The 21,230-nt window shown below is 61.5% G+C and carries 18 protein-coding genes and 1 pseudogene; 5 read left to right on the forward strand and 14 right to left on the reverse strand.

What is annotated here, in order from left to right; translation table 11 throughout:
- A pseudogene (locus tag AB5Z09_RS03185) lies at nt 1–178 on the forward strand (succinate--CoA ligase subunit alpha); the annotation flags it as partial.
- A gap of 277 nt (nt 179–455) precedes the next feature.
- A complete protein-coding gene (locus tag AB5Z09_RS03190) occupies nt 456–1,904 on the forward strand; it encodes an autotransporter outer membrane beta-barrel domain-containing protein (protein WP_368194620.1) in 1,449 nt (482 codons plus the stop codon).
- 151 nt (nt 1,905–2,055) lie between these two features.
- Here AB5Z09_RS03190 and AB5Z09_RS03195 read toward each other — a convergent pair whose 3' ends face one another.
- The 5 genes from AB5Z09_RS03195 to phnR form a co-directional block, all read right to left on the reverse strand.
- Nucleotides 2,056–3,462, reverse strand: coding sequence for an FAD-dependent oxidoreductase (locus AB5Z09_RS03195; RefSeq protein WP_368194621.1), 1,407 nt, complete (start codon nt 3,460–3,462; stop codon nt 2,056–2,058).
- 18 nt (nt 3,463–3,480) lie between these two features.
- A complete protein-coding gene (locus AB5Z09_RS03200) occupies nt 3,481–5,229 on the reverse strand; it encodes a putative 2-aminoethylphosphonate ABC transporter permease subunit (protein WP_368194622.1) in 1,749 nt (582 codons plus the stop codon).
- Entirely contained in the window at nt 5,226–6,320 is a 1,095-nt protein-coding gene (locus AB5Z09_RS03205) for a putative 2-aminoethylphosphonate ABC transporter ATP-binding protein (RefSeq protein ID WP_368194623.1), read from the reverse strand. The genes AB5Z09_RS03200 and AB5Z09_RS03205 overlap by 4 nt, the downstream gene beginning before the upstream one ends.
- A gap of 272 nt (nt 6,321–6,592) precedes the next feature.
- Nucleotides 6,593–7,612 (reverse strand): putative 2-aminoethylphosphonate ABC transporter substrate-binding protein, encoded by a 1,020-nt coding sequence (locus AB5Z09_RS03210; RefSeq protein WP_368194624.1) that lies wholly within the window; start codon nt 7,610–7,612, stop codon nt 6,593–6,595.
- Nucleotides 7,613–7,732: 120 nt separating this feature from the next.
- Nucleotides 7,733–8,440, reverse strand: a complete 708-nt coding sequence (gene phnR, locus AB5Z09_RS03215) for a phosphonate utilization transcriptional regulator PhnR (RefSeq protein ID WP_047438836.1) — start codon at nt 8,438–8,440, stop codon at nt 7,733–7,735.
- A 253-nt stretch (nt 8,441–8,693) separates the two neighbouring features.
- On the opposite strand from phnR, the gene phnW reads away from it, so the two are divergent.
- The 3 genes from phnW to phnX are packed head-to-tail and all read left to right on the forward strand — an operon-like array spanning nt 8,694 to nt 12,104.
- Complete coding sequence (phnW, locus tag AB5Z09_RS03220; RefSeq protein WP_368194625.1) at nt 8,694–9,836, forward strand: 2-aminoethylphosphonate--pyruvate transaminase; 1,143 nt, start codon at nt 8,694–8,696, stop codon at nt 9,834–9,836.
- On the forward strand, nt 9,833–11,272 hold the full coding sequence (locus tag AB5Z09_RS03225; protein WP_368194626.1) for an aspartate aminotransferase family protein: 1,440 nt from the start codon (nt 9,833–9,835) through the stop codon (nt 11,270–11,272). The genes phnW and AB5Z09_RS03225 overlap by 4 nt, the downstream gene beginning before the upstream one ends.
- Nucleotides 11,265–12,104, forward strand: a complete 840-nt coding sequence (gene phnX, locus AB5Z09_RS03230; RefSeq protein ID WP_368194627.1) for a phosphonoacetaldehyde hydrolase — start codon at nt 11,265–11,267, stop codon at nt 12,102–12,104. The genes AB5Z09_RS03225 and phnX overlap by 8 nt, the downstream gene beginning before the upstream one ends.
- A 99-nt stretch (nt 12,105–12,203) precedes the next feature.
- Here the strand turns inward: phnX and AB5Z09_RS03235 are convergent, their stop codons facing one another.
- The 9 genes from AB5Z09_RS03235 to nrfA all read right to left on the reverse strand — a co-directional run bounded on the left by AB5Z09_RS03235 (nt 12,204) and on the right by nrfA (nt 21,171).
- On the reverse strand, nt 12,204–12,656 hold the full coding sequence (locus AB5Z09_RS03235) for an NUDIX pyrophosphatase (protein ID WP_368194628.1): 453 nt from the start codon (nt 12,654–12,656) through the stop codon (nt 12,204–12,206).
- Between the two features lie 54 nt (nt 12,657–12,710).
- Nucleotides 12,711–13,340 carry a DUF2268 domain-containing putative Zn-dependent protease gene (locus tag AB5Z09_RS03240; protein ID WP_368194629.1) on the reverse strand — a complete coding sequence of 210 codons (630 nt, stop codon included), beginning with the start codon at nt 13,338–13,340 and terminating at the stop codon, nt 12,711–12,713.
- 91 nt (nt 13,341–13,431) lie between these two features.
- A complete protein-coding gene (gene nrfF / locus AB5Z09_RS03245) occupies nt 13,432–14,625 on the reverse strand; it encodes a heme lyase NrfEFG subunit NrfF (RefSeq protein ID WP_368194630.1) in 1,194 nt (397 codons plus the stop codon).
- Nucleotides 14,622–15,236 carry a DsbE family thiol:disulfide interchange protein gene (locus AB5Z09_RS03250; RefSeq protein WP_245097653.1) on the reverse strand — a complete coding sequence of 205 codons (615 nt, stop codon included), beginning with the start codon at nt 15,234–15,236 and terminating at the stop codon, nt 14,622–14,624. Before AB5Z09_RS03250 ends, nrfF begins: the two co-directional genes overlap by 4 nt.
- Nucleotides 15,233–17,194, reverse strand: coding sequence for a heme lyase NrfEFG subunit NrfE (nrfE, locus tag AB5Z09_RS03255; protein ID WP_368194631.1), 1,962 nt, complete (start codon nt 17,192–17,194; stop codon nt 15,233–15,235). The genes AB5Z09_RS03250 and nrfE overlap by 4 nt, the downstream gene beginning before the upstream one ends.
- A gap of 163 nt (nt 17,195–17,357) precedes the next feature.
- Nucleotides 17,358–18,311, reverse strand: a complete 954-nt coding sequence (nrfD, locus tag AB5Z09_RS03260) for a cytochrome c nitrite reductase subunit NrfD (RefSeq protein WP_368194632.1) — start codon at nt 18,309–18,311, stop codon at nt 17,358–17,360.
- A gap of 87 nt (nt 18,312–18,398) precedes the next feature.
- Nucleotides 18,399–19,079: a cytochrome c nitrite reductase Fe-S protein gene (gene nrfC / locus AB5Z09_RS03265; RefSeq protein WP_368194633.1), complete on the reverse strand. Its 681-nt coding sequence runs from the start codon at nt 19,077–19,079 to the stop codon at nt 18,399–18,401.
- Nucleotides 19,076–19,675 carry a cytochrome c nitrite reductase pentaheme subunit gene (gene nrfB / locus AB5Z09_RS03270; protein ID WP_368194634.1) on the reverse strand — a complete coding sequence of 200 codons (600 nt, stop codon included), beginning with the start codon at nt 19,673–19,675 and terminating at the stop codon, nt 19,076–19,078. Before nrfB ends, nrfC begins: the two co-directional genes overlap by 4 nt.
- A gap of 53 nt (nt 19,676–19,728) precedes the next feature.
- Nucleotides 19,729–21,171, reverse strand: coding sequence for an ammonia-forming nitrite reductase cytochrome c552 subunit (gene nrfA / locus AB5Z09_RS03275; RefSeq protein ID WP_368194645.1), 1,443 nt, complete (start codon nt 21,169–21,171; stop codon nt 19,729–19,731).
- Nucleotides 21,172–21,230 lie beyond the last annotated feature (59 nt).

Here is a 21,230-nt window from a genome sequence, read left to right on the forward strand (position 1 = left end):
CTATATCGCGGGTGTTACTGCCCCTCCCGGCAAGCGGATGGGCCACGCTGGCGCCATCATCTCCGGTGGCAAGGGTACTGCCGCCGAGAAGTTTGCCGCGCTGGAAGATGCTGGCGTGAAAACCGTGCGGTCGCTCGCCGATATCGGCAAGGCCTTGCGCGAAGTAACCGGCTGGTAATTCCTGTTAGCCCGTTATCTCTAATAAAAGTGCCGCCCGATGGGCGGCATTTTTTATGGGTTTTAAAGTGGTTTGATTTAATCAATCATCGCGATTCAGGTGCTAGACGAATTTTATTACAGGAGACCATAAACAGTGTGGATACTAAAATAGTCTGCGATTTGAACTTGTCAGATTGATTTGTTCCTTTACCCATTGCATCGAGTGACCTGTTTGTGGGTAATGCTAAAAGTCATGCAAGGATGTCAGTGAGATAACGCAGTGTCAGGAGGACATAATGATTTCACGTATTTTGGGAATTGGCTGCCTTACCAGTATCTGCTTGCCAACAGCATGGGCGGCGGATTGCCCGAACAGGCAACCGGGGCAGCATCTAGAGTTTCTTGGGCGTTCGGCTGACAATTCGGTATCACTATGGCTTTCAAGTCCAGGTTCCGGGGGTAATTTTCGCCTCTCTGCTCCCGGGGTATCTGAAATCGATAGTTGGAATGCAAACCGCGCGTCGTTGCACTTGAGTGTCTCACCTGTAGTACTTGATGACCTTAACGGGACTCACAAACTGGATCTCCTCAATGCGGATGGTTCTTTCAACTGCTTCCTCGATTCGAGAAACCAGAACAATCCGGTATTTCCAAATATTCCCCCGATCGATGGGGGAGACAGTAACGGTGGCACTGGTGGCGGAACCGGAGGTGGTGGCGGCAGCAATGGTGGAACTGGTGGCGGAAGCGGCGGTGGGGATGGCAGCAATGGTGGTAGTGGTGGTGGCTCCGGTGGTGGGAGTGACCCGATCCGCAATATTGTGACCAGTATCAGTGCAGATGCCTTGATGGGCTATTTGAGCGGCTCTCTCAGTATTTCAGATCGTGTCGTTGTCGGGCTTGACCAATTTGAAGATATTGCCAGTCAAAAGGGGTTGTGGCAGGTATGGACTGATGTACGCCATACCGGAGTCTCCGATGATCGTAACGAGATAGACACATCCGGACATGCCAACAGCTTTTTGATCGGTATACACAGATCCCTTGGTAAAGACGGGCTGGGTGGTATTGCATTTGCCAATAGCAAAACCTCTCTTGGCACGTTTGGCAGTTCGGTACGAAATGAGGGGGACAGCTTCTTTGTTGGGCCATATGGCGGCTATAGGCTAGATACGCACTGGCTGCTGGATGGCTGGGCTGCATGGGGACGAACTGATAACGATACCGAACTCGATGTACTTAAAGGGAGTTTCAAGACAACGACCGGGTTGATCTCAGCCAACCTGACCGGTGGCTACGACGTTGGTGAATATCTGCTGCGGCCCAAGCTTGCCCTCTTTTACAGTCACAATAAATCCGATGCGTTTGATTACACAGGCTCATTGCCTTATGCAAACCAGATTTATAACGTGACATTGCGGGTTAATGAAAACTCTTTTGAATATGCCACCAGTGAAGCATCAGGGGATATCAGTCGTATTTTCACCACAACCGATGGGGTTCAAATTATACCGGCCCTGCGTCTTGGGGTTCGTTATGATATTGAGCGTCCCAATGATGGTCAGATCCTGAATGAAAATCTGACAATGGAAAGTACGACCCCGTGGAGTGGATCTGCACGGATTGCGCTGGCGGTAGCCCCTCAGCGTCATCAGCGTTTTGAAGTTATCACCGGTTATTACAGTATCGGGCGTCAGGACCTTGACCTCTGGGATATTAGATTTAACGCCGCAGTGAATTTTTAATTAGAGTTGTAACAATATATGTGCTGACCTTCGGGTCAGCACATTGTTATGGATGATTGCCGATGAAGATGTGGATAGCTCATCCACGATGAGGTCGCCTGAGAGGCCAAGCGTTAGAGCCTGGTGCAATATCAAGGTCAAGTGAAATAACTTATTTATCCGCCTTGCCCGCCGCATCGGCAAGTTTGGCCAGCTGTTTGTCATACCAGGCCACCGGGCGGTTCTCATCTTCCGCCCGCTCTTTGCGCCGGATGGCGTTGCGCACCGTCATGGCCCCCAGCCAGCGGAATGGCTCGGGCGGAAAATAGCCGCGCGGGCCGCTGACTAGGGCGCATTCGCGCCACGGTTTGTCCTCCTCCCGCACTTCATCGCGCACCAAAGCCGCTAGGATCTGGCCGCCGATCCAGCTCTGGGCCACTCCGTTGCCAGAGTAGCCGAGGCCATAGACGATATTGGGCTGCCCTCGCCAGTGGCCGAAGAAGGGGAGGCCATCGACCGAGCGGTCGGAGGCGCCGCACCAGCTGGCGGCGATGGGCACCTCTTTGAGCGCCGGAAAGAAGCGGCGCAGGGTGCGGGTAAGGGGGGCAAGGTAACGGCTGGGGGCATCAAACTCGGCCAGATGGCGGTTGGCAAAGGCGAAGGTGTTGCCCCCCTTGCCCAGCATCAGCCGCCCTTGTGGAGTGGAGCGGTAGTAATGGACAAAGGTGCGGCCATCCACCACGGTGCGACCGTGCGCGAGCTGCTGGGCGGCAAGCGCCTGTGGCGCCGGGTCGGTGATCACCATATCGGAGGAGACCAGCACGATACTGCGGCGAAACTCGCGAAAGTGCTGCACCATGGCGCTGTTGAGGGCCAGTACCACCTTGCGGGCACGTACCTCACCTTGCGGTGTTTGCACCCGCGCTGGCTGGCCCGCCTCAAGGCGCTGCATGGGGGAGTGCTCATAGACCTCGATCCCCAGTTCCCGCGCTACCCGCAGCAGGCCGCGCACCAAGAGCGCCGGTTGCACCGAGCCCGCGTGGGGGCTGTAGAGCCCCTCCAGATGAACGTGGGAACCGCACTGGCTCGCCAGTTCACCCTCTTCAATCGCCTGCCACTGGTTAAGGTCTGCGCGCTTGAGTTCCTGCAATACCGGCTCCATCAGGCCGCGCTGGGCCTCGCTGGTGGCGGTGTAGCAGGTGCCCTCGACCCTCAGCTCTGCCTCTATGTTGTGCGTTTCGCAGAAGTGGGCGATCTCGTGCACCGCCTGCTCGGATCTTTGTACCAGCCAGGCTGCCTGCTGCTCGCCAAAGAGGCGCCTTAACGTCAAATACTTGGCCGACCAGGTGAGCAAACAGCCGCCGTTGCGCCCGGAGGCGCCGCTGCCGCAGCGATCTTTCTCCAGCACCAGGATGCGCAAGTGTGGCTCGGCCTGTTTAAGGGCGATGGCGCTCCACAGCCCGGTAAAGCCGCCACCGACGATGCAGACATCGACCTCGTGGCTGCCGACTAGGGGCGTGGGCGGTGCGGGTTGTTCGGCGGCGAGCGCCTCGGCCAGCCAGAAGGGGAGAGTGGACATGATGACTCCTCGATAAGGTTATTGGTGGCGCCAGCGCTGGGTGCGATCCAGCAGGGCGCGGCTCAAAAAGAGCTGGAGCAGCTTGACGGTGGCGGCGGCCAGCAGGATCAGGGTGGCCATGGCGGCGGCCGCGGCGGTATCGCCGGAATCCTCCATGTTCAGCACGGCGATGGAGGCGAGCACGCTGTCGCTCGAGTAGAGGAAGATCACCGCCGAGGTGGTGGTCATGGCGTTGACGAACAGATAGATAAAGATCTCCAGCAGTGCGGGCAGGGAGGCGGGCAGCGTCACTCGCCAGAACGCCTTCCAGAGCGGAATGCGCAATGAGATGGCCACCAGCTCCAGCTCCTTGGGCAACTGCTTGAGGCTGGTCAGCGCCGTCATATGACCCACCGTGTAGTAGTGAATGATGCAGGAGAGCACCATCAGCGGCAGAGTGCCATAGAGAGTGCCGTATAGGCCGCCAAAGAGCGGATTGCCGTTGAAAAAGAAGATGTAACCGAGCCCCAGCACCATGCCGGGCACCGCCAGCGACAGCATGGCAAGCAGATGCAACAGCTGGCGCAGCGGCGCAAAGTGGCGTCCCTTCTCCTGCGCCCAGGCCAGCACCATCACCAGCACGGTGCCGATAAGCGCGGTATAGAGGCCCAGCTGCAAGGTGTTGGTAAAGGGCTGCCAGCCGTAGACGCTGTTGCTGTCAAAGGCGTAGTGATCCAGCGTCAGCCCGAGGTTATAGGGCCAGAACTGCACCAGGGAGCCGTAAACGGCCATCCCCACCAGCGCCAGAAACAGCAGGGCCCAGAGCGTGCACCAGCCGAGCGCCAGCAGATCACGCAGCCGATGGGGTTTGGGCTGATAGGGCACCGCCTTGGTGCTGCTCTGCTCCTGCATCTTGCTGCGCACTCTGTGCTCCAGGGCAAAGCTCAACAGTGCCGGCAGCAGCAGGGTGACGCTGGCAACGGCGCCCAGCGAGAAGTTCTGCATCCCGATCACCTGCCGGTAGATATCGGTAGCCAGCACGCTGTACTGGCCGCCAATCACCTTGGCTACCCCGAAGTCGCAGATGGTAAGGGTGAAGACGGCGATGGCGGCGCTGAGCAGGCCATAACGGGCGGTAGGCAGGGTGACGGTGACAAAAGTGCGCCAGCCGCTGCTGCCCAGCACCCGGGAGGCTTCATAGAGGCGGGCGTCGCTCTGACCGAGCGCCGTGATAAGGATCATCAGGGCGTGGGGGAAGCACCAGAAGCCCAGACCGATGACGATGCCGATGGGGCCGTAGATGCTCTCGCCGCCGAGCAGCCCCTTGGCGATCCCCTGATTGCCAAACCAGTAGACCAGACTGATGGCGGGCAACAGGGAGGGCATCAACAGCGGGATCAAACCGATGAGGCGAAACAGGCTCTTGCCCGGCATACAGGTGCGGGTGAGGGCGTAGGCGTAGCCAAAGGCGATGGTCACCACCAGCGCGGTGATCAGCACCCCGAGCCAGAGGGTGTTGCCTATGGTGCGCCCCAGATGAGGGGAGTCAAAGTAGGCGCTGAAGTTGGCAAGGCCCACCCAGAGGCCGTTCTCATCTTGCAGGCTCTTTTGCAGCATGGTGAGCAACGGCAGCAGCAGACCGCCGGTGAGCAGGGCAATGCCGAGCACCAGCAGGATCAGTTGCAGCAGCTGATCTCGGCTCCAGCCGCGACAGAGCCGCTGCCAGCGGGCGTCTTGCCGGGCTGTCGCTGGTGGCAGCAGGGAAGAGGTCGCAAAGGGGGCAGTCATGGGCGCTCTCCTTCAAACAGCTGCATCGCCCCGGCGGGCCAGTGCAGCGAGCAGCGCATGCCGCTGCGCCAGCCACCCTGTTCGTGGCGGGGCAACTCGTGGGTCGGGCGCTCCACTAGGATCTGCTGCGGGCCCAGATAGGTGTCGGCGGTGCAGATAAGACGCTGGGCGGCGCCGAGAAACTCCACCTGATCGATGGTTGCTTCAACGCCATGTTGCCCAAGGTGCGGCTCGTTCGGCGCACTCAGGGTGATAGCCTCGGGGCGGATCGCCACCTGCAATTTGCTGCCGGCCGCCGCCCGGTTGGCAAGTGTCAGCGGTTGTTCGTTGAGGCGCACCTGATTGGGGCTCAGCACCAGGGTCTCGAGGAAGTTCATGGTACCGACAAAGCTTGCCACGAAACGGCTGGCAGGCTGGTGGTAGATCTCCTGCGGTGTGCCCACCTGCACGATGCGGCCGCCCTCCATCACCACGATGCGATCGGCCATGGTCAGCGCCTCTTCCTGATCGTGGGTCACCATGATGGTGGTGATGCCAAGGCGCTGCTGCAGGGCGCGGATCTCGCTGCGAAGGTGGGTGCGCACCAGCGCATCCAGCGCGCTGAGCGGTTCGTCCAGCAGCAGCAGGCCGGGGGAGAGAGCCAAGGCCCGGGCCAGCGCCACCCGCTGCTGCTGGCCGCCGGAGATCTGGCTCGGGTATTTGTGGGACTGGGCAGTGAGATCCACCAGCCCCAGCCAGTGATCGACCCGCTCCTTGATGAGATCTCGCGCCAGCCCCTGATTCTCAAGGCCGAAGGCGATGTTCTGGGCCACCGTCAGGTTGGGGAAGAGGGCGTAGGATTGAAACACGATGCCAAAATCGCGCTCCTGGGGCGGCAGGCGGGAGATATTGCGCCCCCCTTGCCAGATCTCGCCGTTGTCCGGCAGATCCAAGCCGGCGATGGCTCTGAGCAGGGTGGTTTTGCCGCAGCCGGAGGGGCCGAGAAAGCAGATAAACTCCCCCGGCTCAATGGTCAGAGAGATCCCCTTGAGGGCCTGAAAAGCACCGAACTGCTTGTTGAGATGTTGAATGTCCAGATAGGGCTGGGTCATGGTTCGACTCGCTACTGATTTGGTATATACCAGTTTGCGGGTGAAATGTGACGGTCAGGTGATCGTGGGATGACAGCTTGATGACAGTCAAATGAGATCGGGTCGCCAGCAAGTGGCTGGGCCCTGTGTGGATGGGCGAAGCGTCACTAATTGAAGGCAATACAAACTCGGGAAGTTAAAACCAAAAAGCGAAGGCCAACAGCTGTTGGCCTTCGACTGGCAGTTTATTGGCTGCGGTGTGTCTGGCGTGAACAAACCGCCGCTCTTCACGCTTACTGCTTGACTTCGGTCTTGCCGTCGAAGCTGGCGCTCCACTGGGCCAGGATGGCGTTACGCTCGCGGGCTGCCCAGCTAAAGTCGTTGTCGATCATCTGGCCTTTGATATCCGCCGGATAGCCTGCTCTCGGTTGGGCTACATTGGGGATGGCGACCACTGCGAACGACTTGTTGTAGAGGGCGTTGGCCTGTTCGGTGGCGGCAAAGTCGAGCAGCTGTTTGGCGGCTTCCAGCTGGGGGGTACCCTTGATGATGGCGGCAGCTTCCATATCCCAGCCCGAACCCTCTTTCGGGAATACCACCTCGATGGGGGCACCCTTGGCCTTGAGGCTGGTAGCCGGGAAGTCGAAGGAGATACCGATCACCGTCTCACCGCTGGCGGCCAGTTTGCAGGGGGCGGAGCCCGAGTGGGTGTAACGGTCGATGTTCTGGTGCAGGCCGTTCATGAATTGCCAACCCTGCTGCTCGCCCATGGTCTGCAGCCAGCCCGCAACGCTCAGGTAACCGGTGCCGGAGGAGCTGGGGTTGGGCATGATCACCTTGCCCTTGTAGATGGGCTTGGTGAGGTCGGCCCAGCTGGTGGGGGCCGGGATTCCCTGTTTTTCCGCCTCTACCTTGTTGAAGCAGATGGCGCTGAAGAAGGCGTCCAGACCGATCCAGTGCGGCTCGGCCTTGCTGTCGCGAAAGCGGCTGTCGAGCTTATCCAGCCCTTTCGGTGCATAGGCATTGAGCATCTGCTGCTGATCGAGCTGCATCAGGCTGGTGGCGGCCAGTCCCCATACCACATCCGCTTTGGGCTGCGCTTTTTCTGCCAGCAAGCGGGCGGTGACCACACCGGTGGAGTCACGCACCCACTTGATGTTGATGTCCGGATGCTGGCGCTCGAACGCGGTTTTCAGCTCGTTGAGCTGCTCCGGTTCGAAGGCGGTGTAGACGGTGAGATCGGTCGCGGCCAGTGCCGGGGCGGTCATGGCAGCCAGCACGGCGGCGGCCAGCAGATGGGTTCCCTGTTTCATCCTCTTCTCCAGTTAAATTGGTTTGGTATAAACCAGATTGGTCGAGAGAGAGGCTAGGGGATCTTTATGACGTGACCGTGACAGCCCCGTGACGTTTTGCCGTTCCTGATTTGTCTGTGACTAATCCTGGGTATCCACCTCGATCTCCAAACTGTCGTGGCGCCAGTACTCCAGATCGAAGTCGAGCACCCGGCCGTGCTGATCGAAGTTGAGTCGCTCGAGGCGCAGGGCGGGTAGCCCGGCGGTGGCTCCCAGCGCCTTGGCCACCTCGTCCGGCAGGGCCGTGGGGAAGAAGCGCACCTGCATGCGGGCGTAATGAAGATCGTAATGGGCCTGGTAGATCTCGGTCAGACTGCCGTTGAGATCCAGCTCCAGCAGGCCGGGTACCCGCTCAGGCAGGCAGTGGTTTTCGCAGTAGCAGATGGCGCGCCCGTTGGCGTAGCGCAGCCGTTTGAGCAGAAACAGGCTGTCGAACGGCTTGAGCTGCAGCTGCGCCATCAAGGCGGGCGGTACCGCCTGGCGGCTTTTCTCCAGCAGCTCGGTGTGCGGCTCACCCCCTTGCTCCCGCACTATCTGGTGAAAGTTGGAGGTGCGTCTGGGGTTCAAGCGAAAGCGCGGCGGGGTGACAAACCAGCCGCGGCGATCCTCCCGATAGATAAGGCCGTTCGCCTCCAGCTGCACCAGCGCCTCGCGGATGGTAACCCGGGTGGTGCCATAGAGTTCCCCCAGCAGCCGCTCGGAGGGGAGCTTGTCGTTGGGGGCCAGACCCCCCGCCAGGATCTGGTTGGCGAGGGCATCCTTGATCTGCAGATATTGCGGTTTGCTCATGAAAATCCCTGGTTTTGCAATGAGTTGGGCAATGGGCTGGGCACAGGGCAGGACACCTGCCCGGTCGTTAAAGGGCAACATCAACATGCGTTGGTAGATACCAGCATCGCCCCTGTTGTTCAGGCTTCCTAGATTATCGCGATCCCGGCGCTGAAAATGAATTTTTTGTTGCACGTAGCGCCACCCCTTTGACCTTGGCGGGGCAGTTACCCACAATGCGCTTATTCTGGTATATACCAATAGGAGCGAAATCATGACCCATATTCCTGCGGCCCCCGCCGCTGTCGATTACCTGCTGCTGACCCCGGGCCCCCTCTCGACCACCGCCACGGTGCGCGCCGCCATGCTGCAAGACAGCTGCACCTGGGATGCGGACTACAACCAGGGCGTGGTGGAGCCCATCCGCCGCGAGCTGGTGCGGCTGGCCACTGGCCCGGAATATGAAAGTGACTACAGCGCCGTCTTGCTGCAGGGCAGTGGCAGCTATGTGGTGGAGAGCGTGCTGGGCTCGGCGATAGGTGTCGATGAGTGCCTGCTGATCATCAACAACGGCGCCTACGGTGCCCGCATGGGGGAGATGGCCCGCTGCCTCGGCCTGCGTCACCATGAGCTCGACTGTGGCGAGACAACCCGCCCGGAACCCGCCGCCATCGAGGCGATGCTGGCGCGCCACCCCGAGATCACCCATCTGGCCATGGTGCACTGCGAGACCACCACCGGCATGCTCAACCCCCTTGAGGAGGTGGCAGCGCTCTGCCAGCGCCGCGGCATTCGCCTTATCGTCGATGCCATGAGCAGCTTTGGTGGCATCCCCATCGACATGGGGCGACTTGGCATCGAGTTTCTTATCAGCTCGGCCAACAAGTGCATTCAGGGGGTACCGGGCTTTGGCTTCGTCATCGCTCGCCGCGTGGCGCTCACGGCCTGCGCCGGTCGCGCCCGCTCGGTCTCCCTCGACCTGCATGCCCAGTGGCAGACCATGGAGCAGCAGGGGGGCAAGTGGCGCTTCACCTCGCCCACCCATACCGTGCTTGCCTTTGCCCAGGCCCTGCGCGAGCTGGACGAGGAGGGGGGCATCGCCGCCCGCCATCAGCGCTACAGCGAGAATCAGCGCACGCTGGTGGCGGGGATGGCTGCCCTCGGCTTTGCGCCACTGCTGCAAGAACAGTGGCAATCTCCCATCATCACCGCCTTCTACTCTCCGGCCCACCCTGACTACCGCTTCGCCGACTTCTACCAGCGGCTCAAGGCGCAGGGCTTTGTCATCTATCCGGGCAAGGTCTCCCAGGCCGATTGCTTCCGTATCGGCAATATCGGCGATGTGACCCCTGAGCGGGTGCGCGATCTGCTCGCCGCCATGGCCAGCGCCTGCTACTGGCAAGGGGACGCGCGATGACCAGCATGCTGGCTCAGGGTCGTGATCTGCGTGGCCGCGATTTGCATGACCAGAAGCTACACGGCAGCGGCCGTGCCGATAGCGAAGGGGATATCAACCTCGGCGAGGGGCGGGCGCGCTGGTGGGCGGGTCAGAGCGAAGATGTACAGGCCGGATTGGCGGAGGATAGCCGCTACTTTCTCCATCAGGCCCTCTCCACCCCCTGTCTCGATCTGATTGAGGGGGCGCAGGGGAGCTGGTTGACCAGCGTATCGGGCAAACGCTATCTCGATTTTCACGGCAACAGCGTCCATCAGCTGGGCCACGGTCACCCCAAGGTGGTGGCCGCGGTGCAGCAGCAACTCGCCGATCTGCCGTTCGCGCCCCGCCGCTACACCCATCAGGTTGCCATCGACTGCGCCCGCACCCTGGCTGAACTGGCTCCCGGCGATCTCAACCGGGTGCTGTTTGCCCCCGGCGGCAGCGAGGTGGTGGGGATTGCCCTGAAGCTTGCCCGTTTCATCACCGGCAACAGCAAGGTGGTGTCCCTCTGGGATGCCTTTCACGGCGCCTCCCTTGATGCTATCTCAGTTGGTGGCGAGGCCTGTTTTCGCACCGGTATGGGCCCGCTGATGGCCGGAGTGGAACGCATTCCGCCTCCCACCCGCTATCGCGGTGTCTGGTATCGCGGGGAGGGGGATGACCTGCACTATGCCGATTATCTGGAGTACGTCATCGAGAAGGAGGGAGGGATCGGCGCCTTTATCGCCGAGCCGATCCGTAACACCGACGTACAGGTGCCCTCGAAGGCCTACTGGCAGCGGGTGCGGGAGATCTGCGATCGCCACAAGGTGCTGTTGATCGTCGACGAGATCCCCAATGCCCTGGGTCGCACCGGCCATTGGTTCAGTTTCGAGGAATTCGGCATCGAGCCCGACATCATCTGTCTGGGCAAGGGGTTGGGGGGCGGGGTGGTACCGTTTGCGGCGCTCATTACCCGCGACCGTTTCAATCAGGCGGCGGTCATCTCGCTCGGTCACTACACCCACGAGAAGAGCCCTATCGGCTGCGCGGCGGCCCTCGCGACCATCGCTACCATCCGCGAAGAGGGGTTGCTTGCAAAAGCGCAGGAGGATGGCCGCTTTATGGCGGCAGAGCTTGCAGCGCTTGCCGAGCGTCACCCGCTGATCGGGCAGGTGCGCGGTATCGGTATGCTCTGGGCGCTCGATCTGGTGGTCGATCACCAGAGTCGCACCCGCAATAGCCTGGCCGCCGAGCGGCTGCTCTACCGCTGTCTGGAACTGGGGCTCAGCTTCAAGGTCTCTCAGGGCAATGTCATCCAGCTCTCGCCGCCGCTCAATATCGCCCGCGCCGATCTGGTGCGCGCCATCACCATTCTCGATCGCGCCCTTGGCGAGATCGCACTTTCACCGAAACAGGAACACCACCATGACTGACTTGCAGATTGCTGTAGACCCGACCACCGACGTGGAGGCGCTGATCCTCGATTGGGCTGGTACCGTCGTCGATTTTGGCTCCTTCGCCCCCACCTCCATCTTCGTCGAGGCCTTCGCCCGCGCCTATGACTTTCCCGTGACCCTGGATGAGGCGCGCCAGCCCATGGGCCTTGGCAAGTGGGATCATATCGCCGCGCTGGGCCGTCTGTCCTCGGTGGATGCGCGCTGGCAGGCACGCTTCGGCCACCCCATGAGCCACGCCGAGGTGGACCACATTTATCACACCTTTATGCCGCTGCAGATTGCCGCTGTGACCCGCTTTGCTGCCCCCATCCCAAGAGTGCTGCCGGTGCTGGACGCTCTGCGGGTGCAGGGGATGAAAATCGGCTCCTGCTCCGGTTATCCCCGTCCGGTGATGGAGGCGCTGGTACCAGCGGCTGCCGATCACGGCTATCGCCCGGATCACTGGGTCGCCACCGACGATCTCAAGGCCGGTGGTCGCCCCGGCCCCTGGATGGCACTGGCCAACGTGATTGAGCTCGGAGTAAGCGCGGTGCATCGCTGCATCAAGGTGGATGACGCCGTGCCGGGTATCAGCGAAGGGGTGAACGCGGGCATGTGGACGGTGGGGCTGTCGGTTTCCGGCAACGAGTTTGGTGCCACCTGGGAAGAGTTTGCCGCCATGAGCGAGGCGGAGATCGCCGCCCGGCGCGCACCGGCCGAGGCCAAACTGCGGGCGGCGGGGGCGCACTATGTGATTGATACCCTTGCCGACATCGTCCCGGTTATCGCCGATATCAACCGTCGTCTGGCCGCTGGCGAGCGGCCGTAGGCCATCGGCTTGGTTTAACAAAAGCGCTTGGCTGGCTTTAGATACAACACGCCCCCATCCGGGGGGCGTGTTGCATTTACAGGGGGAAGTTGTGCGCAGTCAGCGGATATCGATCCGCATCAGGGGAGAGGGGGCGTTGTCGACAAAGTGTTGCCAGATATGGTCGTAGAGCGCCTGCTGGCCGGGGAAACTCACCAGCGCCTTGGCTTCGGCCAGGGAACACCTGCGATAGTCTATGTGCTCGTCGTTGAGAATCACCGCCTGATTGGGCGGGCAATAGACTACAAAGACCGGCACCACCTCCACCGTATTCAAGGCGGCATCGTAGAACTGCTCCAGATACTGGCCGTTGTAGAGCTCGGTGACCCGGATCCCCGTCTCTTCGCCAAACTCCCGAATAATGGTCTGCCAGCCGGTTTCACCCGCCTCCACCGTGCCCGCCACATGGCGCCAGAAGCCCCCCTTGACCCGTTTCATCACCAGCAATTTTGTTTCGCCATCAACAGTGGTAAGGGCAATGCCGGAGACGGCTTTGCAGCGAATGGGGATCATGAGCTTCTCTCCGGATTTGTGCTCTGTAATCGCCACGAACAGTGTGAAGGCGTGTTAATTGAAATACGCTTCGGCGGGTAGGCCCATGACCTCTATTTCATTCAGGCCGCTTTTGGCCAGATAGTTGGTCACCAGATTGAACCCCACCCAGTAACTGGCATATTTGGGAAATGGCCGGTTATCACGGCAGTAGAAAAAGTCTAAATAGTTGAACTGCTTGCTGGATAGATGGGGTGTCATCTCTGCCAGGAGCGATTGCCAGTCATGGTGATGAGACTCCTTGAACAGCGAGGGGAGTTTGCCACCATTGAACCTCTGCTCAAAGTAGCAGGCCAGCCCTTCAAAAATCAGGGTCTCGGCCAGTGTTTCTGCTTCCACCTTGTTCTTCTTTTGCACGATATGGTGGACTTCGTGGGCCAGCACGGCAGGCAATTCGGTGATGATCACCTCTTTGATATCAGGCCGTTCCAGATCAAGCTGGAGTTCTACCCGATACATGTTGATGGCCCAGCCACCGATACCCGAATCGGGAGCATCCCCTTCGGCAAAAGGGCTGAAGGTGACATCCAGTTGGGAGAGATCGAACAAGGCATTCAATTTGTGCGCCGTCTCGGCAAAAACGTGCCTAATGGTGTCATCGAGCCCATCGAATTTGCCCGAGTCGTTTAACAGGGTGAGTTGCATCCAGACATCCTTGTCTATTGAAAGAGAGTGCTGAACCACTTGCGTGGTCGCGGCGCCATGTCACCACGATTACCCTCCTTCAATCAAGGGGTTACCCGCCCATTATGCTTGCCGTCTGGATCGCCTCGATCAGCGCGGCCCGGTTGATGCGAGGGCGCTCGCCATCGAGCAGTTGCTGCCACAGCGCAATGGCCTGACTGTAGCGACCATGCAGGAAGTGATCGGAGGCCAGCAGCATCAGGGCGCTCACTTCCCCCGCGTCCTGCTTGAGGGCGCTCTCCAGCAGGCGTGTTGCCTCGGAAGTCAGCTGCTGGCCCGCCTGATAGTAGAGCACGGTGGCCTGCGCGGCCTGGGTCGCTGCGCTGGCGCCCCCCTCCAGCAGGGCGAGACGCTGGTAGGCGAGCAGGGCGTTGTCATATTCGCCCCGATAGAGATAGAGCTGGCCGAGCGCCGCCCAGCTGTCGAGATCGGCGGGGCTGCGTTGAAGCTTCTGATGCAGACTCCCCAGCTCCTTGTCCTGCAGATCCCGCGGGCTCAACCCCGCCAGCGGATCGGGACGGGATGCATAATCCTGCCATGCCTGATAGCGGCCGGTGCTGAGATACACAGCGGCAACGGCCGCGATGGCCAGGAGGCCAAGCAGCAACAAGGCCCGCCCGTGCCGGTTATTGCGACCGCGATTGTCATGCTGGTTGGCCAGTTGCGCGCGCAGGGCCAGCTCAGCCGCCGGGATAGCGCTGGCCAGGCGGGCGGCGCTCAGCTCCCTGTAGAGTGGCTGGTCGGGGGAGAGGCCTGCTTGCTCCCCGTGCATGATCAGCCAATTCAATTTGCTGCGGGGATCGGCGGCGGGTTCATGGATGGCCTTGGCTACAGGGATGGTTTGTACCTGTGTGCGCGTGAGGCGGCGAAACAGGGTCAACAGCGCCAGCCCCAACAGCAGCAGGGGACCGCCCCACAGCAGCGCAGTGCTGGCCTTGAAGGGGGGATCGTAACGGACGAAATCGCCGAAGCGCTCTGTCATGCGGGTGATCACCTGCTCATCGCTCTGCCCCTCGTCCACCCAGCGGTAGACCTCTAGCCGCAGATCCCGCGCGATGGGGGAATTGGACTCCACCAGGTTCTGGTTCTGGCACTGGGGGCAGCGCAGGGCGCGGGCCAATTCCTGAGCGCGGGTCTGCCGCTCGGGGTGGCGAAACTCATAGGTATCGACCCCGCTGGCATATGCAGTGGCACTCAGCAGCATGCCGAGGGCCAGCAGGGAGCAGGCAAGAGAACGGCACATCATGGCTGTGTCTCCCGAGCTGATGTTGCAATAGATGGCGCAATAGATGGCGCAATCGCGGGTGCCGTTGTGGCGGCCTTCATTTGTGCGTCCGTTCGCGCCTGGTCGAGCAGGGGGGCAAACTGGCGTTGCCAGATCCCTTTGGTGAGTTCGCCGGTATGGCGGGCGAGCAGGGTGCCATCGGCATCAAACAGATAGGTCTCAGGCGTGCCGTAGACACCGAGCTCAAGGGCCAGTTTGCCGTCGGGGTCGGCCAGCACGGCGCGATAGGGGTTGCCCGCCTGGATAAGCCAGGCGCGGGCCGCATCCCCCTTGTCCCGGTAGTTGAGACCGTAGAGGGGCACTGTTGCCGCGAGCTCGCTGAGCAGCGGATGTTCAGCGCGGCAGTTGGCGCACCAGCTGGCCCAGACGTTAAGCACAAAGGGCTCCCCCTTGAGGCTGGCGGTCTGGATCGGACTCCCGTCCAGCAGATTGTCGCTCTGCCACGCAGGCAGGGTACGCCCGAGCGTCGCTTCATCTTGGCTGTAGGGATTGTTGCCAAGGCCGAGCCAAAGCAGGGCGCCGAGGCCCAGGGTCAGCAGCAGTGGAAGAAAGAGGCGCAGGCGGGATCTCATAACGCCTCCTGTTCTAGCCGGGGACGGGAGGTGCCAACCGCAACGGAACGGGAGGCAAGCAAGGGGCGACGGGCGAGCAGACGCAGGGTGCCGCCTGCCATCATCAACAGGCCGCCGAGCCAGATCCAGCGCACCAGCGGCTTGTAGTGCAGCCGCATGGCATAGGCGCCGGGCCCCATTTTCTCACCCAGCACCACGTAGAGATCGCCGAGCATTCCCCACGCGATGCCCGGTTCGTTCATGTTCATGGTGCGCACGCTGTAGTGGCGCCGCTCCGGCGTCAGCCGTGCCACCTCTTTACCGCTCTTATGCACGCTGAGAGTGATGCGCTCGGCGGTATAGTTGGGGCCGATGATCGGCTCGCTCCCCTCATAGCGAAACTCGAAGGCGCCGAGCCGATAGGGCTGGCCTGCGGCGAGGACGGCGCCCCCCTCCTGACTGTGGTGACTCACCTGCGCGATGCCTAGGGCACACACCGCTACCCCGAGATGGGCCAGCAGGCTACCGAACCGATTGAGGGTGAGCTCGCGTAGCGACGTCGGTTGCAAGAGCGGGAGCAGCAGGCTGGCCATCAGCCAGAGGCTCAGCACGTTGGCCGCAAGCCCCAGCCAGCCTCCCCGCAGCGGCTCGGGATAGGCGAGGCTCAGCAAGGTGCCCCCCAGCAGGCCGAACAGGCATGGGAGCAGCACCTTGATGCGGCGCTGGGCTGCCAGATGCTGCCAGCGCAGGCGCGGCAGTTGGGTCATCAGCCCCATCAGGCAGAGGGCCAGCGGCACGAAGATGGTATTGAAATAGGGGGCCCCCACCGAGAGCGAGCCCAGATGGAGTGACTGGAACACCATGGGGTAGAAGGTGCCGAGCAACACGCTGGCGCAGGCCACGCAAAGCAGCAGGATGGCGGTGCCGAGCAGCCCCTCTTTCGACCAGAAACCGAAGCGGGCATAGGGGGCGCGAATGTCTGCGCGCAGGGCAAACAGGGTGAGGGCGCAGGTCAATAGCAAACCGAGCAGCAACAAGAGGGTGAGGCCGCGGCTGGGGTCCACCGCAAAGGCGTGCACCGAGGTGAGCACCCCGGAGCGCACCACAAAGGTGCCGAGCAGGCTCAAGGCGAAGGTGAAGATGGAGAGCAACAGCACGGCGTGGCCGTAAGCGCCGCGCTTCTCGCAGACAATCAGAGCGTGCAGCAGGGCAGTGCCCAGCAGCCAGGGCAAGAGGGACGCATTTTCTACCGGATCCCAGAACCACCAGCCGCCCCAGCCGAGCTCGTAGTAGGCCCACCAGGAGCCCAGCACGATGCCGGCGGTGAGAAACACCCAGGAGCCGAGCGCCCAGGGGCGACTCCAGTGGGCTACTGCGCCATCGAGCCGGCCCGAGTGCAGCGCCGCCATGGCGAAGGCGAAGTTGACTGCAAAGCCGACGTAACCGAGATAGAGCAGGGGTGGGTGGATGATAAGGCCGATATCCTGCAGCATGGGGTTGAGATCGCGCCCCTCCTGCGGCCCCGGAAACTGGCGGTCAAACGGGCTGGAGAAGATCAGGGTATAGAGGCCGAACAGCCCGACGATCAGCCCCATGATGGCCAATACCCGGGTTGTAATCAGCGGATCGACCCGCTTGGAGCAAAGAGCCACCAGGGCGCCCCACAGAGCCAGCGCAAAGACGAAGAACAGCATGGAGCCCTCGTGGCCGCCCCACACCGCCGCCAGCTTGAAGCCCAGCGGCAGGGCGCTGTTGGCGTGGTGGGCCACATAGCTGACGGTGAAATCATCCTGGCCAAAGCAGCTGGCGAGCAGCAGTAGGGAGGCTAACAGCAGGAGTGCGACCAGGAGGGCCAGCGGCTTTGCGCAGCGCAGCAGGGTCGGTGAGGCGAGCCGCAATCCCAGCCAGGGCAGGGTGCCCTGCAGCAAGGAGAGTGCCGCCGCCAGTAGCAGTGAGAGATAGCCAAGCTCCGCCAGCACACAACCTCCAGTCAATCATTCGTCTATGTTATGCCGCAGCGTCTGCACCGTACCGGCGCTGGGGGATAACATCCACATTTCTGGCAACAACCAATCGCAACAACTCATCGCAACAAATAAGCGCCAGTCACCCGAAGGGCGGCTGGCGCTGGTGATCATACCTTTAAACTACTGTCATCTGGCCGGCATAGAGCACGAAGTAGCGCAGCAGCAGGATCCCCACCAGGGTCAGGCTGCAGACCAGCACCAGATGGCCGTTTCGCTCCCGCAGGGGCGCCGGGGTCAGCAGAGCCAGCAGCTGGGGCAGCAGCATGCCGATGCCCACCACCCCGAGCCAGAACACCTGAGCCCAGAAGCCGCTGCCGATGGCGGCCCACATCGCCACCTCTTTCTGGCCGCCACCGAAGTAGAGGCCGGTAAAGAAGCAGACCAGCAGCAACACCTCCACCGCCAGCACCGGCCGCTCGAAGCGATGGACAAAGCTTACCCCCTGGCTGTGGTGGTTCTCCTTGAAGAGCGTCACCGCCAGCAAGATGGTGGAGGCGATACCTGAGCTGATACCGGATACCAGAAACAGCACCGGCAGCACCGGGTTGTTCAACAGCGGATAGGTCTTGAGCGCCGAGAGCAGAAAGCCGGTGTAGGCCCCCAGCAGCACGGCAAGCAGCAGCAACAGCGGGGCCAGCAGCCGCTCGATGCGGGCAAGCCAGCCAATCAGCCCATCCACAAAAGCGAACTTCTCTTTCAGCAACCGGTGGCGCAGGGTCTCGATCTCGGTGCGAAACACTACCGCCAGCCAGGCGAACAGCACCGCCATATAGAGCTGAAACAGCATGACCCCCATCGACATCACGGAGTCGAACTGGTAGTGGAACATCAGCTTCCAGAAGGTCCAGGGGCGGGCCAGATGGAAGATAAGGATGAGTAACCCCAGGATTACGCTCGCTGGCGCCAGAATGGCGGTCGCCTTGATGATGCCGCTCTCGCTGCCTGCCCCCTTGCGGCGCAGCAGCACCGAGAGGGTTGTGGCCCCGGCGGAGATGCCGAGCAGAAAGAGATAGATAGCGATCGGCCAGTCCCATACCAGAGAGGGGAAGTGAAATGCATCATGCAACATGATCCATTCCTCCCTTTGTCACAGCAGTAGATGGCGATCGGGCAAATCCCCAGACAAGGGAGGGGAAGTGAAATGCCGCTTGCATGGTCATGACGTTATCTCCCCTTTGGGCACGCGGTACATCTTGGGCGAGGTGCCGAGCGCCTGCTTGTAGCGATAGGTAGTCTCCTTCACCAGCCGTTGGGCGATGGGGCTGTCCGGATCATCCAGATTGCCGAACACCAGCGCCTTGGTGGGGCAGGATTCCACGCACGCCGGCTCCTTGCCCGCCGCCAGGTTGGTCTTGCGGCAAAAGTCGCACTTGTCTGCCACTCGGGTCACAGGGTTGATAAAGCGTACCTGATAGGGGCAGGCGGCCAGACAATACATGCAGCCGACGCAGAGATCCGGGTTGACGTCGACGATGCCATCCTCCTTGCGGATATGGGAGGCGCCGGTCGGGCAGACGTGGACGCAGGGGGCGTTGTCGCAGTGCTGGCAAGATTTGCGAAAGAAGCGGTACTCGGCATCGGGAAATTCCCCGATGGGGCCTGAGCGGATGATCTCGAGGCGCGAGACCCCTTGTGGCACCTGATTCACCTCCCGGCAGGCATCCATGCAGGCGGTGCAGCCGATGCAGGCCGTCTCATCGTGGATCATGCCATAGCGGACCCCGTCGATGGTCTGGCTATGGGCAAGGGGGGTGGCAAGGGAACGAGTCGGCCCCGTCATCATGATAAGGGCCCCCGCGCCCATGCCCGCCATAAAGTCACGGCGAGAGCAGCTCATGATGCCTCCTTGCCGGTAGCCGGTTTGGACTGCTCCTGCCGGGCCTTGCTGGCCTCATGTTGCTTGCTGTGGCAGTCGATGCAGAGCTTGATGCGGGATTTTTCCGGGATCCCCACCATGGGCTCCTTGGCCGGATGCAATTGGTGGCAGCTGGTGCAGGTGAGCCTGGTCATGTGCACGTCGTGGGCCCAGAGCGCCTCGCGCAGTGGTTTGGGCTCGTGGCAGCTCATGCAGACCCCATTCTGCTCGCTGATGGGATAAAGCTTGATGCTCTCTTTATCCTTCAGGCTGTGGCTGAAGCGCATCACATCCTTGACCCCTTCCCGGTGCTGGAGGGAGGGCTGGCCGTGGCAGTTGGTGCAGGTGACAGGTGCCAGGTTGTTGGGATTGGTCGCCTGACCATGCTTGCCGTGCATCCCTTCGCTCTGCTCCTTGTGACAGTCGGTGCAGGCCTTGTCGGGATTGCGTAAAAATTCCACCTCATGTGTAGCTGGAACAGGGGCTGCTGCCGGCTCGGCCGCCTGACCCTGCAGGCTGGTGAGCAGCATGGCTGCCATCAGCATCAGTCGTAAAAAATCCATCGTTAAATCACCCATAGGAAGCCTCCATCCGCTGCGGGCCCGACTTGGCGCCGGGCCCGCAGGCGCCGTTACTGTGCCAGCCGTCCGGCCGCTTTAGCCTCGGCATCCCAGGCGGGGACCGTGGTCTTGAGGAACTGGGCCTTGTCGCTGTTGAACTGCTTCATATCCATGCCAAGGGCCGCTTGCGCTTTCTCCTTGGTGGAGATGTCGGGGATGGCGATCTCGTGGCTGATCCCCTTGCTGGCCAACAGGCGTGCCAGCTTGGTGCGGGCGTCAGCGGCTTTATCCAGCGCGCTGCCAAGTACCTTGAGGGCCACTTCCGGGGCGTGCATCTGCACCCCGTGGGAGGCGATGGCGTAGTCCCAGCGCCACTGGGCGTGACGGATGTCCTGCAGAATGTCCTTCATCTCTGCCTCGGTGGCGCCGGCATCCCAGGCCGCCTTGGCTTCAAAGTGGGCGTGTACCAGCTGCTTCTCGACCTTCAGCTTGGTCTCGATCACCGCCTCTTTGCGCTGTTTGACGATCCCTTGCAGCATCTCCTTGCTCTGGGTGTGGCAGTTGCGGCAGGTCTGCTCGAAGCGATCGAAGGGGTTGCCCACCTTGTGATCCGTGTAGACCTTGCCCTGCTCGTTCTGCACCTTGGGCATGTGGCAGTCGACACAAGCGACGTTGTTCTGGCCGTGAATGCCGGCGCGCCAGGTTTCGTACTCGGGGTGCTGGGCTTTTAGCATGGGGGTTTTGGAGAGGGCATGGGTCCAGTCGGCAAAGCCGATTTCATCGTAATAGGCCTCCATCTGCTCAACCGTGGTGCCCTTGTCCCAGGGGAATTTGACCGCCTTGGTGGGGCCGCTGAAGTAATACTCCACGTGGCACTGGCCGCACACCTGGGACTGCTGATCGAAGCGCCCCTGCTCCTTGAACGGCTTGCCGATGGCGGTCATGTCCCGATCGGCATAGGGACGGGAGAGGTGCAGGGCCGGTTTACCCTCCTTGAACTCTTTCGAGGCGGTGTCGTGGCAGTCGGCGCAGCCGATAGTGTTGACGATCTCGGGGCCGCCCTTGGCCCACATCCCTTTGAAGTAGCCATCCTCACCCTTCTCGTCGATAACGCGGGCCACATCCGGGCCTTTGCAGCTCCAGCAGGCCATGGGCAGCGGACCATCTTCGGCTGTTTTCGGGGCGCCGGTACGCAGGGTTTCGCGCACATCGGTCAGCGCATAGAAGTGGCCGCGCGGCTTGTTGTAATCCTTGGCGAAGGGGTAACCGCCCCACAGCACCACCATGTTGGGATCTTCCGCCAGCGCGTCGGTGCGCTCCTTGCTTTCGCTGGTGGCTTGCCAGCTGGTGAACTGATCGGCGTGATCCTTGGCGAACAGCTCGCTGCGCGCCTCTATCTTGCCATTGGTGGTTGCGTCATCAGCCAGTGCCCAGCCGCTGGTGCCAAGGCTGGTAGTCAGCAGCAGGGTGGCGAGGCCCAGTTTGATATGCCTGTGTTGTGAACCCACGTTTATCACTCCCAGATAAATGTTTTGGTCTCGTCTGACCCGTTCCATCTTGGTGTGGATCTTCC

The sequence above is a fragment of the Aeromonas sp. R2-2 genome (assembly GCF_040908355.1).
GTDB classification, from domain to species: domain Bacteria; phylum Pseudomonadota; class Gammaproteobacteria; order Enterobacterales; family Aeromonadaceae; genus Aeromonas; species Aeromonas veronii.